This is a genomic window from Methylobacterium sp. C25, assembly GCF_021352225.1.
Lineage (GTDB): Bacteria > Pseudomonadota > Alphaproteobacteria > Rhizobiales > Beijerinckiaceae > Methylobacterium.
This window is the reverse complement of sequence record NZ_JAAUVI010000001.1, coordinates 991,782-1,005,611: the sequence shown is the minus strand read 5'-3', so window position 1 is coordinate 1,005,611 and position 13,830 is coordinate 991,782. Positions and strand designations below refer to the sequence as shown.

The 13,830-nt window shown below is 67.3% G+C and carries 17 protein-coding genes; 8 read left to right on the top strand and 9 right to left on the bottom strand.

Features of this window, described 5'->3' with window-relative positions:
- The first annotated feature begins 9 nt into the window (after positions 1-9).
- Complete coding sequence (locus HCU64_RS04830) at positions 10-432, top strand: cytochrome c-type biogenesis protein (protein ID WP_233382935.1); 423 nt, start codon at positions 10-12, stop codon at positions 430-432.
- 109 nt (positions 433-541) lie between these two features.
- Here HCU64_RS04830 and HCU64_RS04825 read toward each other — a convergent pair whose 3' ends face one another.
- A complete protein-coding gene (locus tag HCU64_RS04825; protein WP_233382607.1) occupies positions 542-1,768 on the bottom strand; it encodes a GGDEF domain-containing protein in 1,227 nt (408 codons plus the stop codon).
- A 203-nt stretch (positions 1,769-1,971) separates the two neighbouring features.
- Between HCU64_RS04825 and rlmN the strand changes: the two genes are divergently transcribed.
- The 3 genes from rlmN to HCU64_RS04810 all read left to right on the top strand — a co-directional run bounded on the left by rlmN (position 1,972) and on the right by HCU64_RS04810 (position 4,773).
- Positions 1,972-3,264 (top strand): 23S rRNA (adenine(2503)-C(2))-methyltransferase RlmN, encoded by a 1,293-nt coding sequence (gene rlmN, locus HCU64_RS04820; protein ID WP_233382606.1) that lies wholly within the window; start codon positions 1,972-1,974, stop codon positions 3,262-3,264.
- A complete protein-coding gene (locus tag HCU64_RS04815; protein WP_233382605.1) occupies positions 3,264-3,767 on the top strand; it encodes a hypothetical protein in 504 nt (167 codons plus the stop codon). Before rlmN ends, HCU64_RS04815 begins: the two co-directional genes overlap by 1 nt.
- A gap of 139 nt (positions 3,768-3,906) precedes the next feature.
- Positions 3,907-4,773, top strand: a complete 867-nt coding sequence (locus HCU64_RS04810; RefSeq protein ID WP_233382604.1) for a transporter — start codon at positions 3,907-3,909, stop codon at positions 4,771-4,773.
- Positions 4,774-4,814: 41 nt separating this feature from the next.
- Here HCU64_RS04810 and HCU64_RS04805 read toward each other — a convergent pair whose 3' ends face one another.
- Both HCU64_RS04805 and HCU64_RS04800 read right to left on the bottom strand, forming a co-directional pair.
- A complete protein-coding gene (locus tag HCU64_RS04805; RefSeq protein WP_233382603.1) occupies positions 4,815-5,084 on the bottom strand; it encodes a YlcI/YnfO family protein in 270 nt (89 codons plus the stop codon).
- Entirely contained in the window at positions 5,081-5,497 is a 417-nt protein-coding gene (locus HCU64_RS04800; protein WP_233382602.1) for a putative toxin-antitoxin system toxin component, PIN family, read from the bottom strand. The genes HCU64_RS04805 and HCU64_RS04800 overlap by 4 nt, the downstream gene beginning before the upstream one ends.
- Positions 5,498-5,610: 113 nt before the next feature.
- Between HCU64_RS04800 and ggt the strand changes: the two genes are divergently transcribed.
- Complete coding sequence (gene ggt / locus HCU64_RS04795; RefSeq protein WP_442785907.1) at positions 5,611-7,368, top strand: gamma-glutamyltransferase; 1,758 nt, start codon at positions 5,611-5,613, stop codon at positions 7,366-7,368.
- Positions 7,369-7,371: 3 nt separating this feature from the next.
- On the opposite strand, the gene HCU64_RS04790 is transcribed toward ggt, so the two are convergent.
- The 3 genes from HCU64_RS04790 to HCU64_RS04780 all read right to left on the bottom strand — a co-directional run bounded on the left by HCU64_RS04790 (position 7,372) and on the right by HCU64_RS04780 (position 9,303).
- The gene (locus tag HCU64_RS04790) at positions 7,372-7,737 is read right to left on the bottom strand and encodes a response regulator (protein WP_233382600.1); all 366 of its coding nucleotides are present in this window, start codon (positions 7,735-7,737) and stop codon (positions 7,372-7,374) included.
- Between the two features lie 168 nt (positions 7,738-7,905).
- Positions 7,906-8,475 (bottom strand): hypoxanthine phosphoribosyltransferase, encoded by a 570-nt coding sequence (gene hpt, locus HCU64_RS04785; protein ID WP_233382599.1) that lies wholly within the window; start codon positions 8,473-8,475, stop codon positions 7,906-7,908.
- A 69-nt stretch (positions 8,476-8,544) separates the two neighbouring features.
- Positions 8,545-9,303, bottom strand: a complete 759-nt coding sequence (locus HCU64_RS04780) for a zinc-ribbon domain-containing protein (RefSeq protein WP_233382598.1) — start codon at positions 9,301-9,303, stop codon at positions 8,545-8,547.
- Between the two features lie 239 nt (positions 9,304-9,542).
- Between HCU64_RS04780 and ftsE the strand changes: the two genes are divergently transcribed.
- From ftsE to HCU64_RS04765, 3 genes are all read left to right on the top strand, one after another.
- Positions 9,543-10,178: a cell division ATP-binding protein FtsE gene (gene ftsE, locus HCU64_RS04775; protein WP_233382934.1), complete on the top strand. Its 636-nt coding sequence runs from the start codon at positions 9,543-9,545 to the stop codon at positions 10,176-10,178.
- Complete coding sequence (locus HCU64_RS04770) at positions 10,178-11,149, top strand: cell division protein FtsX (RefSeq protein WP_233382597.1); 972 nt, start codon at positions 10,178-10,180, stop codon at positions 11,147-11,149. Before ftsE ends, HCU64_RS04770 begins: the two co-directional genes overlap by 1 nt.
- A 294-nt stretch (positions 11,150-11,443) precedes the next feature.
- Positions 11,444-12,160 (top strand): YdcF family protein, encoded by a 717-nt coding sequence (locus HCU64_RS04765; RefSeq protein WP_442785916.1) that lies wholly within the window; start codon positions 11,444-11,446, stop codon positions 12,158-12,160.
- A 63-nt stretch (positions 12,161-12,223) separates the two neighbouring features.
- Here HCU64_RS04765 and HCU64_RS04760 read toward each other — a convergent pair whose 3' ends face one another.
- From HCU64_RS04760 to hpf, 3 genes are all read right to left on the bottom strand, one after another.
- A complete protein-coding gene (locus tag HCU64_RS04760) occupies positions 12,224-12,517 on the bottom strand; it encodes a hypothetical protein (RefSeq protein ID WP_233382932.1) in 294 nt (97 codons plus the stop codon).
- 62 nt (positions 12,518-12,579) lie between these two features.
- On the bottom strand, positions 12,580-13,047 hold the full coding sequence (ptsN, locus tag HCU64_RS04755; RefSeq protein WP_233382596.1) for a PTS IIA-like nitrogen regulatory protein PtsN: 468 nt from the start codon (positions 13,045-13,047) through the stop codon (positions 12,580-12,582).
- 142 nt (positions 13,048-13,189) lie between these two features.
- Positions 13,190-13,801 (bottom strand): ribosome hibernation-promoting factor, HPF/YfiA family, encoded by a 612-nt coding sequence (gene hpf, locus HCU64_RS04750; RefSeq protein WP_233382595.1) that lies wholly within the window; start codon positions 13,799-13,801, stop codon positions 13,190-13,192.
- Positions 13,802-13,830: the final 29 nt, after the last annotated feature.

The following is a 13,830-nucleotide window of genomic DNA, read 5'->3' as shown; positions in this document are numbered from 1 at the left end:
ACGGCGTTGATGCTCGTCGCCGCTCCCGCCTTCGCCGTCCAACCCGACGAGGTCCTGAAGGACCCTGCTCTCGAAGCCCGCGCCCGCCACATCTCCGAAGGCCTGCGCTGCCTCGTCTGTCAGAACCAGTCGATCGACGATTCCGATGCGCCGCTCGCCAAGGATCTGCGCGTGATCGTGCGCGAGCGCCTCACCGCCGGCGACGACGACAAGCAGGTCGTCGACTACGTCGTGGCCCGCTATGGCGAATTCGTGCTGCTGAGGCCGGTCCTCGCCTGGCACACGCTGTTGCTCTGGCTGACGCCGCTCCTTGCCGTGCTGCTCGGTGGCTTCGGCATCTGGCGGCTGTCGCGCCGACGTCCTTCCGAGAAGCCTGCGGGCTTGTCGGCTGACGAGCAGGCCGAGGTCGACGCGCTTCTCGACCGGCGCTAGAGCAGGCTGTGAAAAGGCGTAACGGCCTTTCGCTGCAGGCCTGCTCTAACTCTCTAGAATCTTTCACGTTTTCTGTGTCGAGACTGATTCAGTCGAAGCACGGCATGATCTACGCGGCCCGCGCTTCAATTCGCGTCGGCCGCGTCAGCTGCGCGCAAGCGGCTTCGACGCGATCGCGCCCGGCATGCTTGGCCTGGTAGAGCGCCTGATCGGCGGCTGAGAGCAGCCCCTCCGAGGTCACGCCGAATGCGCCCGTCGCCCCATGCGACGCGGTGATGCCGACGCTGGCGCTGACGAGAGCGCCCAGCCGCCCCGGATGCGGAAGTGCCAGATGGGCGACCGCGTCGTGCAGGGCCTGACCCGCTTCGAGCATCGCCTCCGGCGTCGCGCCGGGCAGCAATGCCACGAACTCTTCTCCGCCGAACCGAGCCACCAATCCATTCCGCGTGGCCATCGCCTCCTGCAGGGCCGAGGCGATCTCACGCAGGCAGCGATCACCTTCGGCATGGCCGGCCGCATCGTTGAAGGCCTTGAAGTGGTCCACGTCGACGACGGCGAGGCCGAGCCATTGCTGCTCGCGCGCCGCGGCCGCCCAGGCTTCGTCGAGCCGCTGATCGAACAGTCGCCGGTTGGCGACGCTCGTCAGCGGATCCGTCTCGGAAAGAACGACGAGGCGTGAATTCGCCTCGGCCAAGGCGGTGGCCTGGATCCGCTCGCGCAGGCCGAGCAGGAAACTCTGCTTCGTCTCCCATTCCTGGGCGTAGGTCAGTTTCAAAGGCACAAGAATGAGGCTCGCGACCAGCATCGGCACGCCGTACCCGTCATGGTCGCCGAGGCCGAAGCCGGCGATCGAGCCGACATAGAGGCTGAAGCAGCAGGCGCAGTAGATGATGCCGTGCCGGAACGAGAGCGGCGCGATCATGCCGACCACGAGCGGAACGATCGCCGCCAGGATCGAATAGACGTCGCCGTGTGGCCCCGGCACGATGCGCGCACTGTTGAGCGTCACCGCCATGGCGACGAGGCTGACGGTCAGCACGGCGCAGAGCTGCCGGGCCGGTGATGGCTCCTTGCGCAGCAGCAGAATCGCCAGCAGCGTCACCGGCACGAGCAGGCCGAGCGTGAGGGCCGCTGGGATGGCGACGGCCTCGGCTCCGAACAGGTCGAGATCGACCTTCACCGAGATGACGTTGACGATGATGAAGACGAGAAGCCATGAGCGGATGCGGCGCGCATTCCCGGCGCGGCCCTGAGCAGCCCATCTGGCCTCCAGGGGCTCGGGCAAGCGCAGGCGATGCCACGGCCTCGTCAGGCCCTCTTCGATGAGCGGCAGCATCGCGGCGTCGGCAGCTCCTGGATCACGTCCGGCCGCACAACTTTGCAAACGCGGCGTTTCCACCAGGTTAACCCTCACGCCCTGGGAGGTATTTCGTCCCAGGTTTGGAGATGCAGACGTGTCCCGAGCCTGCGGCAGTCGCATCGGCGGCCGAGATCGCCTATAGGGTCGGCGTCCCACCCTTCCCAAGGTTACGTAAAGTCATGGCGACGGCGTCGTTCGACAGCGCCCGGCGCGAGCCCGGCGTTCTTCCTCCAATCGAGAAGACGCCCGACTTCCGCCCCGAGCCGGCTGCGCTCGGCGGCAAGACGTCGCTGGTCGGCCTGACGCGCGCCGGCTTGAAGGACGCGCTGCTCGGCATCGGCGTGCCCGAGCGCGAGGCGCGCATGCGCGGCAGCCAGCTCTGGCACTGGATCTACCTGCGCGGCGCCACCGATTTCGACCAGATGACCAATGTGGGCAAAGGCCTGAAGGCCCAGCTCGCGCAACAATTCACCTTGGAGCGCCCCGAGGTCGTAAGCGAGCAAATTTCTCGCGATGGCACCCGCAAATGGCTGCTGCGCATGGCGCCGACCAACGTGCAGGAGCACAATCGCGGCGCCGAGATCGAGTGCGTCTACATCCCGGGCCCGGACCGCGGCACGCTCTGTGTCTCGTCCCAGGTCGGCTGCACCCTGACCTGCACCTTCTGCCACACCGGCACACAGCGCCTGGTGCGCAACCTCTCGGCGGCCGAGATCGTCTCCCAGCTGATCCTCGCGCGTGACCGCCTCGGCGACTGGCCGGGCCAGGAGCCCGTACGCAATGCCGGCTCCACCGGCGAGGCCGGCCGCCTGATCACCAATGTGGTGTTCATGGGCATGGGCGAGCCGCTCTACAACGTCGATTCCGTGATCGACGCGGTCCAGGTGATGACAGATCAGGAGGGCATCGGGCTCTCGCGCCGGCGCGTCACCGTCTCGACCTCCGGCGTCGTGCCGCAGATGTTCCGCCTCGGCGATGAGTCTCACGCTTCGCTCGCGATCTCGCTTCACGCCACGCGTGACGACCTGCGCAACACCCTGGTGCCGCTGAACCGCAAGTACCCGATCGCCGAACTGCTTCAGGCCTGCCGCGACTATCCGGGCCTCAGCAACGCGCGCCGCATCACCTTCGAATACGTGATGCTCAAGGGCGTGAACGACAGCGACGACGACGCCTACGAGCTCGTCGAGCTGCTCCGAGACATCCCGGCCAAGATCAACCTGATCCCGTTCAACCCGTGGCCCGGTAGCGCCTATGCCTGCTCCGACTGGAGCCGGATCGAGCGCTTCTCGCAGATCATCTTCGATGCCGGCTACGCCTCGCCGGTGCGCACCCCGCGTGGCCGCGATATCCTCGCTGCCTGCGGCCAGCTCAAGAGCGAGACGGAGAAGCTGCGTGCCCGCGCCCGCATGATGCTCGAAGAGGGCATGGGCGCGGAAGCGGTCTATGCGGGCTCCGACACGGACGATTGATGCGGCTCTTCGGCCGGCTCTTCCTGGGGGCCGTCGCCCTCGTCCTCGCCGTGCCGTGCGGCGCGCTCGTCCTCGGAGCCGGCGTGCTGCTCGATCCGGTCTCGCGGGATACGATCGGGGCGCTTGGGCTGATCGGCCTCATCGAGGGCATCGACGACATCGCTGCGGGCCTTCCGCCGGACGTCGCGATCGGAGCGATGATCGCCTTCCTCAAGGCGCTCGCCACACTCCTGCTTCTGCCGCCTGCCCTCGTCGCCGTGATCGGTGAGACGCTACGGTTCAGGGCGCTCGCATGGTATGGCGGCGCCACTGGTCTCGTCACTGCCGCTCTGCCTTGGATCGCCCGCGGCGGCGTCAGGCCGCCTGCCGGACAGGGCGCGCTCACCGCAGAAGGTCGGGTGATGGTGGTGCTGTTCCTGGCCGGCGCGGCATCTGGTCTCGTCTACTGGATGGTCGCGGGACGCAGCACCGTAGACGGACGAAACACGCCTGTTCATCCCTGATGTCGCCCAACTACAACAGCGTCAAGTCCCTGCAAAATCGCATGAATTAACCCGGCCGCATCGGCCGTCCGAATGACGTGACCCCTTGCCGGCCAAGGATCGTGGCGATCCGAACCGGCTCATGGAGAACGGCTCTCGGATGCATTCCTCGAAAACCACGATCCTTGCCGCGCTGGCCATCTTCCTCGCGAGCAGCACTTCGGCGCTCGCGGCCTCAGCGGCCCAGCCGGGCCAGACGCTCGGCCTCCCCACCGGCGCCCAGCTACCGATCGGACTCATCCTGCTCGACACGTCGAGCTTCGGCATCCGCGACACCTCGCCGAACCGGACCGAGAACAACATCAACCTGCCGGGCCTGGTTTGGGTGCCGGGCGTCCATCTCTTCGGCGGGCGCCTGCACATGATCTTCATCCAGCCCGTCGTAGTGACGCGACCCGCTGCCGGTGGGCGCTATCAGAGCGGAATCGGCGTGCCGCTGGTGGCGGCACAGCTCGCCTGGAAGATCGCTCCGGATTTCAGCGTCAGCTACCTGCTCGGCGGCTACCTGCCGGTCGAGACGCAGTTCGTGATCAACCAGGGCTCGCTGCAGCAGCGCTTCGCCGCCACCTATAATGGCGACGGCTGGAACCTGACGGGCAACCTCCTCTACGGGACGTATTTCGACGCCACCAACAAGCAGGGCGCCTTCTATCCGGACTTTCTCAACCTCGACGTCACGGCGACGAAGAAGTTCGGCAAGTGGGAGATCGGACCGGTGGCCTTCGGCTCGACGGACCTGCCGACGAACCGCCCCGGCTATCGCCACCAGGGCCAGATCGCGGTGGGTGGCCTCGTCGGCTACAATTTCGGCGACTACTTCATCCAGGGCTTCGTGACCCGTGACGTCGTCGAGCGGAATTACGGTGGCTACGATACCCGCGCGTGGCTGCGCGGCGTGTTCTTCCTCTACAAGCAGACTGAGCCGGGCGGCCCGATGGGCGGTCTCCTCGCCCGCAATCAGCCGTAGCGGTCGCGCAGCCGACGCCTGACCGGGTGTAATGCCTAGCCTCAGCTTCCGGTCTTGGGGCCGTCCCACCGATCCTCGGGATGGGGCGGCTCTCCGCCGGAGCGGCTCATGAACCGATCGAAGGCAGCGACGTCGGCCCGTACAGCTCGCTCGGAGAAGTATTCAGCCGTCTTCAACGAGGCGAGCTTCTCGGCGACCGCTGTGACGATGAACTGGTTGAGGGTGCTCCCGTCTTCGCGAGCCACGTCCTCGGCGGCCTTCTTCAATGAAAGCGGAAGCCGGAGCGCATAGTTGCTGCTGGTGCCCATCATGCTCTCCTCAAAATGTCGCCAGGCGCGAAAATCTCGATTCCGAACTGATCTCGGACTCCTTCGAAATCGGCGCGGTTGAAGGTTGCGATGGCGTCCGCCCGCCCGTTCACTGCGACTTCCAACACCATGTCGTCAGCCGGATCTCGGAGGCGCGGTCGCCACAGATAGTGGATCTCGACTGGCTCGATGAACCGAGCGAGCACATCAAGGACGTTCGTGACATCTCCTCGTGACGCCTGCGCCGCATCGAGATGATCCTGCCGTGTCGCCACGGCCTCGTACTCCACGAAGAGCGGCACACTCGACAGCATCGTGAAGTGCCCCGCACGAACGCGTCGAATAAGTTCTGCGGAGCCTCCCGCAGGGCTCCGCAACGCCGCCACGAGCACATTCGTGTCCAGCACTAGTCTCATATTGCCAGCAATATGAATGACGGCATTGATTTCTTCAAGCTGCCTGAGGTTCGGCCGATCTGCGTCGCAATGCGTATCTTCGGCAGCACCGTGGTTTCAGATAGAAGCAGCCCATGCCGCCGATGATCCGTACCGTCCGCGCCGCCCTCGCCCTTCTCCTCGTGCTGCCGAGTGTGGCCCTGGCCCAAGCAGACCCGACGCCGGGGTCCCTCGGCACGGCGCCCCTCCAGGCGGAAGACGCGCGCATTCTTCCGGTGCTGGCGAGCCACGGCATGGTGTCCTCGCAGGAGGAGCACGCCACGCGGATCGGCGTCGATATCCTCAAGCGGGGGGGCAACGCAGTCGATGCGGCGGTGGCGGTGGGCTTTGCCCTCGCCGTGACCCTGCCGCGGGCCGGCAATCTCGGCGGCGGTGGCTTCATGCTGGTGCATCTCGCCGACCGCAATGAGACGGTGGCAATCGACTACCGCGAGACTGCGCCGGCCGCGGCCACCGAGGGCATGTTCCTGAATGCAGAGGGCGAGCCCGACAAGGCCGCTTCGACCCGCACCGGCAAGGCGGTTGGCGTGCCGGGCACCGTGCGCGGCCTCGCCGAGGCGCACCGTCTCTACGGCTCCAAAAAGTTCACGCTCGCTCAGCTGATCGAGCCTGCCGAAAAGCTGGCACGCGAGGGGATCCCGGTGCAATCCGGGCTCGCCGACTCCCTGCCCCGCGCCTCGGGCCTGCTCGGACAATGGCCGTCGAGCCGCGCGATCTTCTTCGACGGCGACCAGGTGCTGCCACGCGGCGCCATGCTCGTGCAGAAGGATCTCGCCGGCACGCTGCACGCGATCGCCAAAAACGGGCCGGACGCCTTCTATACTGGTGACATCGCGCAGCGGATCGCCGCCGCCGTGCAGGGCGCCGGCGGCATCATGAAAGCCGCCGATCTCGCCGCCTACCGGCCGGAGACCCGAAAGCCCGTGCGCGGCACCTATCGCGGCTACGACATCGTCTCCATGCCGCCGCCGAGCTCGGGTGGCGTGCACCTCATCGAGATCCTCAACATCCTCGAAGGCTACGATCTGGCCGGGATGGGCGCCGGCAGCGCCGTGGCGATCCATGCCCTCGCCGAGGCGATGAAGCCGGCCTATGCCGACCGCGCCACCTGGCTCGGCGATCCGGACCGTACGAAGGTGCCGGTCGAGGGCCTGATCTCGAAACCCTATGCCGAGACCCTGCGAAAGCAGATCGACCCGAACCGCGCCCGCCCGGCCGGCGAGGTCAAGGCCGGCAATCCGCTGCCCTTCGAGCATGACCAAACCACGCATTTCTCGGTGGTCGACGCCCAAGGCAACGCGGTGGCCAACACCTACACGCTCAACTTCTCCTACGGGATCGGCCTCGTGGCCGAGGGAACGGGCGTGCTGCTGAACAACGAGATGGACGACTTTTCCGCCAAGACCGGAGCGCTCAACGCCTACGGGCTCGTCGGCGGTCAAGCCAACGCCGTGGCACCGGGCGCGCGCCCGCTCTCCTCCATGACGCCGACCATGGTGTTTCGCGGCGGAAAGCTGTTCCTCGTGACGGGCAGCCCCGGCGGCAGCCGCATCATCACCACCGTGCTCCAGGTGATCGTCAACGTGCTGGATTTCCGGATGAATCTGGCGGAGGCGGTCGCGGCGCCGCGCATCCATCACCAATGGCAACCGGACGTGCTGATGGTGGAGGAGGGTATCTCGCCCGACACCGTCTCGCTGCTCGCTAGCCAAGGCTACAAGGTGAAGGTCGGCGCGCCCTCGGGCTCGGCGAATTCTGTGATGTCCGATGGCGGCCTGCTCGCCGGCGCCTCCGACCAGCGCCAGCGCGGCACTCTGGCCGACGGCTACTGAGCCTCAGGCTGCCAGCGCCCGCTTCACCGTCGAGCGCAGATCCGCCAGCGAGAACGGCTTGGTGAGCACGTCGAGCACGATGGCGTCGAGGCCGCGGGCGCGCTCGCGCTGGTCGGCGAAGCCGGTCATGAGCAGGATGGTGAGGTCCGGATAGTCGCGCTTGGCCGCAAGCGCGAGGGCGATGCCATCCATCAGCGGCATGCGGATATCGGTGAGCATGAGGTCGAAATCACCCGAGGCTTCCGTGAGCCGGTCGAGCCCGTCACTGCCGTCGATCGCCGTCACCACGGCGTGGCCGTCGAGCTCGAGCCCGCGCTTCAGGAATCCGCGGATGGTGTCCTCGTCATCCACGAGGAGGATGCGCGCCATGTTGGCTGCCTCGGCTTCGCTCTCAAATCTGCCGGCCGACCTCGCAACCGTGGCGGCGTACAGTCAAGATTCTTGAGGCCACAGAGTTCCTTGAACCACGTTCTTACGCATTATTCGGAACTTTTTCCGGAAAATCCTCGTCGGCAGCCCTTTTCCGGCTCCTGCTGCTCACGCGCCGCCGAAGAGATCCGGATCGTTGCTTTCGTAGTCGACGAGCCCGACGAAAGGCAGCTGGCGGAAGGCATGCGCCGCGTCCATGCCATAGCCGACCACGAAGACGTCCGGGCAGGTGAAGCCAACGAAATCCGCGTCGATCGTCACCGCACGCTTGCCGGGCTTCTCGAGCAGCACGGTGGTCAGCACCCTCTTGGCGCCGCGAGCCATCAGCAGATCCTTGGCGAACACCACCGTGCGACCCGATTCGAGGATGTCGTCGACGAGCAGCACGTCGCGCCCACGCACCTCGCTCTGGACATCCCGCAGGATCTCGACCTTGCCGGATGAGATCGTCGCATCGCGGTAGCTCGACAAGTGGACGAACTCCACCTGCGGCGACAGCCCGACTCGGTGCAGGGCCCGCAGAAGGTCGGCGGCGAACATGAAGCTGCCCTTGAGCACCGCCACGACGAGCAGGTTCTCTGGCTTGGCCGCGACAATCTCTGCCGCGAGCTCTTCGTTGCGCCGCGCGATGGCGGCTTCGTCGAACAGGACGCGAACGCGCCGAGAAGCAGAGGTCATGCGGGCCTCCGGGCAAGCCTCATGGTCATGCTTCGCCTCATAACACGCGAGCGCGGGGGCGCCACCGGCTCAGTGATGGCCGTGCTGCGCGTCCTTTACGGGAGCGGGCGCATCGGCCGCACCGGCATCGGCGAAGCGTACCGAGACCTGGCTGCCCTCGGCGGGAGGCGCCGAGAGGCTCGCGCGGAAGCGCGCCGTCTCGCCCGGCTCCAGGGCGGCGCGCGAGGGCGCCACGGTCCAGCGATAGAGTGACTGGTCGTGCGCGTCGCGCAGTTCGATCTCGAGTGGCGACACCGCGACGCGTTCACGGGCCACCCCGACGAGATCGCCTTCGACCACGAGCTGGGCCGGGTTCGCGCCCTCGGCCGGATTGCGAGACGCCGTGACCTCGCGGAAATCGACGCCGCGCAGGTTCACCGGCAGGCCGATGGCCGAAAACAGCCCCGCGCTCTGCGGCATCGCGCGCACCACCGTGGCCCGCCCGAAGGTGGCAAGCGGCAGGATCGCGAACACGACGAGCCCGGCGGCGATGGCCGGCGATGGGCGCGGAATCGAAAAGCGCTTGGTGGCGTCGGGCTTGACGGCGCGGGGGGGCGGCATCGGCTGGTCGATGACCGTGGGCGCCGGCTCCGCGACGGCCGCCGGTTCGTCCTCGAACGAGATCGCATCCCACCCGTCGATTTCGCTGTTTTCCGCGGGGTCCGGAATCTCGGGGCCGACGAACCAGGTCTCGCTGCAGGCGGCGCAGCGCACCGAGCGGCCCTCGGCACCGACGAGGACTCCCTCGATCTCGTACTCGCTCGCACAGGCCGGGCAGGAGATCAGCATGGCAAATCGGTTCGGTCCTTCCGGCGGCGGGTTGCCGCGCGCGGAAAAAGGACCGAAACGGTTGTTGCGCGAACAGGGTTAACCGCCCGTGAAACGGCCTCCGGTCCGGCCGCTTCGATCCGGAATTCCGCGCGACGGAGCGAGTCTTGGCAGGCGGAGTCAACGTGGCCGGCAGATCGAGGACGGGCAGCCTGCTCTCCGAGACCGAGGCGCCGGCCGTCCACTTCGAGAATGTCGGCATGCGCTACGGGATGGGCCCGGAAGTGCTGTCCGACGTCAGCTTCGAAATCGCGCCACGCTCGTTCCAGTTCCTGACCGGTCCGTCAGGGGCCGGAAAGACCACGCTGCTGCGGCTGATTCTGCTTTCGGTGCGCCCGACGCGGGGGCTCGTCTCGGTCTTCGGCGAAGAGGTGAGCGGCATCTCCAACGAAGCGCTGACGGGCCTGCGCCGGCGCATGGGCGTGGTCTTCCAGGATTTCCGCCTGCTCGATCATCTCACCACCTACGAAAACGTCGCGTTGCCCTTGCGCGTGCAGGGCCGCTCGGAGACGAATTACCGCGCCGAGGTCGTCGAGCTGCTGCGCTGGGTCGGGCTCGGCGAGCGCATGCACGTGCTTCCGCCGCTCTTGTCGGGTGGCGAAAAGCAGCGCGCGGCGATCGCCCGCGCTCTGATCGCCCGGCCTGAGCTGCTGCTGGCCGATGAGCCTACCGGCAATGTCGATCCGAGCCTTGCGCGGCGCTTGCTCCGTCTGTTCATGGAGTTGAACAAGCTCGGCACCTCCGTGCTGATCGCCACCCACGATTTCGGCCTGATGGACCTGATCGACGCGCGCCGGCTGGTGCTCGGGGACGGCCGGCTGCGGATCGAAGAGTAATGGCCGAGACCAGCGCGCCACGGCGCCCTGCCGCCGAACCGCCCCACGGTGCTGCCGAGGCGCCGCTGCCGGCGACGCTCCGCCGGAACGCTCCGCTGGTGCCGACCGACACCGCCGCAAGCCGGGCGCTCGCTGCGGTCATCGCGATCCTGACCTTCCTTGCCGCCCTCTGCGCGGGGGCCGCTGAGATTGTCGCGTCGAGCGCGGGTCAGTGGCAGGGCGCAGTGGCGCAGGAGGTCACCGTCCAGGTCCGGCCGGGTCCTGGCCGCAACATCGATGCGGATGTGACGCGCGCCCAGGAAATCACCAAGGCAACCCCCGGGATCGCCGAGGCGCGGATCTTCTCGAAGGCCGAATCCGAACGACTGCTCGAACCCTGGCTCGGCAGCGGCCTCGATCTGTCGGACCTGCCGGTGCCTCGGCTCATCACCGTTAAGCTCGCCTCCAGCCCTGCGCCTGATCTCAAGGTCCTGCGCGAGCAGTTGAGCGAGGCACTACCGGGCGTCGCCAGCCTCGACGATCACGCGCTTTGGCTGCAGCGCCTCTCGACCATGGCCAATACCTTCGTCGGGATCGGCGTCGGCATTGTCGCACTGGTGCTGGCGGCGACTGGCCTCGCTGTCGTCTTCGCCACTCGCGGCGCCATGGCCGGCAATCGGGAGGTGGTGGAGGTGCTGCATTTCGTCGGCGCCAATGACGACTATATCGCTCGCGCCTTCCAGAGTCGCTTCTTCCGGCTCGGCTTGCGCGGCGGAGCCATTGGAGCCGGCGCGGCTCTTCTCGCTTTCGCCCTGGCCGGCGTGCTCGCCCGCCTCTCGCGCTCGGGGCCGGCCGGTGACGAGATCGAAGCCCTGTTCGGCAGCTTCCAGGTCAGCTGGCGCGGCTACGCACTCATCATCGTCATCGGTGTGATCGCCTCCGTCGTGACGGCCGTGGTGTCGCGGATCACGGTCCGCCGCTTCCTCGCCTGAAGCCTGCGTCCTCGACCGGTTCGGGGCAAAACCAGATTTCCTGAATCCGAACCGAGACTTGCGACGATCCGCGCAGATCGCGTTAACCATTCGTAAACCCGTGTGGGAGGAAAAATTCGCCTCTCCACGGCCGCAATCGCGGCTACGCTCGGGAGGATGACCCTGCCTACGCTCTCACGGACGCGCGACTTCGGTATCGCCACGCCGCTGACGGCCTTGGAGGCCTTCGGCTGGGTATGGCAGAGTGAGGGCGTGCAGGATCGTCAGTCCCGGGCGGATGACGGCAAGCGAGCCATGCAGGCCTCCTCCGCCCCTCGCCCTCTGCTTCGTCTGGTCAGGCGGGCCCTCGTGGGCATGGCCGTTCTCGGCGCCTTTGCCCTGTTTGCCGGCTTCCTGTTCTTCGTCTCGGCGATCGAGCGCATGGAGCGTCGACCGGCCGGCCGGGCCGACGGCATCGTCGCGCTGACCGGCGGCGCCCAGCGCGTCGGCGACGCGATCGAGCTTCTGGCCAGCGGCTATGGGCAGCGTTTGCTGATCTCGGGGGTCAACGAGCGCACCAGCCGCGACGAGATCGCCCGGCTGAACCCGAGCCAAAGCCATTGGATCGAGTGCTGCGTCGATCTCGACTACCGGGCGCGCAACACCATCGGCAACGCCATCGAGACCCGACGCTGGATGCGGCGCAACCACTTCGAGACCATCGCGGTGGTGACCTCCAACTATCACATGCCGCGCACGCTGATCGAGATCGAGCACGCGCTGACCGACGGCCAGTCGGTGGTGCCCTACCCGGTTGTCGCGGACGGCCTCGACATCGGCCGCTGGTGGCAGGATCCCGCCGTGGCCCGGCTCGTCGGTGCCGAATACGTCAAGTTTCTCGCAGCCTGGCTGCGCACCCGGTTAGAGACCGATCCGGAACGGTCGCACTTCGCCGTGCTGATCGGACGCGGAAAGCCGTCGAAGACGCCTCTCAGGATGGTGGCCGCCCCCCGCCTGCACGCGGCGAACTGAGCGCATCTCCCTGCAACCGGACGCGAGGAAGCCTGCACAGGCTGAAGGACCGCGCTAGCGGCGTCAGAGCCCCTTGCACCGGCTGCGGACGAGGGCGCCGAACTCGGTCTCCTGACCCTGCGACTGCGCCAGCTTTTCCTTGCGCTCCGGCCCCGACAGGCAGCGGCCGTAGACGCCGGCGATGCGGCGCATCGTGTCGATGTGGCGGCGCCAGACGCGGCACTGGCTGGCCTGATCGTCTCCTGCGCTTTCGAGCTGCTCGCCCGCCTGCCGCTGCATGGAATTCGCCACGAGTACGTCGCGGGCACAGGCCGCGTCGCCCTCGGCCCGTGCAGTGGTCGCGGCGATCATGGCCATCAGTCCGATCAGCGTGATCCCGAGCCTGTCTCGTCCAGCCACGATGCCGTCGTCCTTAACTCTCACGCCGCTTGGGGCGTGGGGCGGTTGGTCAGCAGCGCGTAGAGCGCGCTGGCGTCACGGGCGGTGCGGATGCGCTCCAGCAGGCCCGGCTCGCGCAGGATGCGCGCCACCTGCGCCAAGGCCTTGAGATGGTCGGCTCCGGCATTTTCCGGCGCCAGCAACAGGAAGACGACGTCGACAGGCTGGCCATCGAGGGCCTCGAAATCCGCAGGCTTCTCGAGCCGCGCGACCAAGCCGAACAGTCGGTCGAGCCGGGCAAGCTTGCCGTGGGGGATCGCAACGCCGTCGCCGATGCCGGTCGAGCCGAGCCGCTCGCGCTGGAGCAGCGTCTCGAAGATCTCGCGCTCGTCGAGCCCCGGCAACTGGCGGGAGGCCTGCCCAGCCAGCTCGGACAGGATCTGTTTCTTGGCCCGCGCCTTCAGAGCCGGGATGACCGACTCCGGACTCAGGAATTCCAGAACTGGCATGAAGGACCGTCGTCCCATCGACAAGACCCCGAACCGGTAACCCGATTCCAGGCGGCGAGACCGGCACCTGGCGTGCCGAATCCCGATTTCCATCAGGCCGCCTCACGGCGGCGTTTCAACGTAACCGGAGGCGAAGCCCCGGTCAGGCCCGCTCGGGCGGATCGACCCAGCCGATCGCGCCGTCACTGCGTCGATATACGACGTTGATGCGGCCGGTGCCAGCGTGAACGAAGACGACGACCGGCGCTCCGGTGAGATCGAGGCTCGTCACGGCCTCGCTCACGGATTGCCGCCGCAGCGTCTTGGTGCTCTCGGCGACGACCGGCGGATGCGACTCCTCGCTGTCGAGCTCGATCTCGTCGTCGTCGTCGTGAAGGGGAGCCGCCAGGACCGCGTAGGCCGCCTCGATGTCGGCGGGGCTGCGGCCGCCATTGTGGTTCGCCGCGCCGTGGTCCTTGAGGCGGTGCTTGTAGCGCCGCAGACGCTTCTCGAGCTTGTCCGCGGTCTGGTCGAAGCTCGCATGCGGGTCGTGGGCCGAGCCCGAGGCTTCGAGCGTCAGCCCCGAGACGAGATGCACGACGCAGTCGGTGCGGTAGCCGGTGCCGTCGCGTCGAAGCGTGACATGGCCGGTGCAGGAGCCGCTCATATGGCTGTCGAGATACTTCGAGAGCGTCGCCCCCATCCGGTCGTCGACCCGGCTGCGCAACGCGTCGCCCAGGTCGACGCCATGACCCGTAACCCGCAGACCTGCCATCGACATCTCCGTTTGACCAAAGACGATCA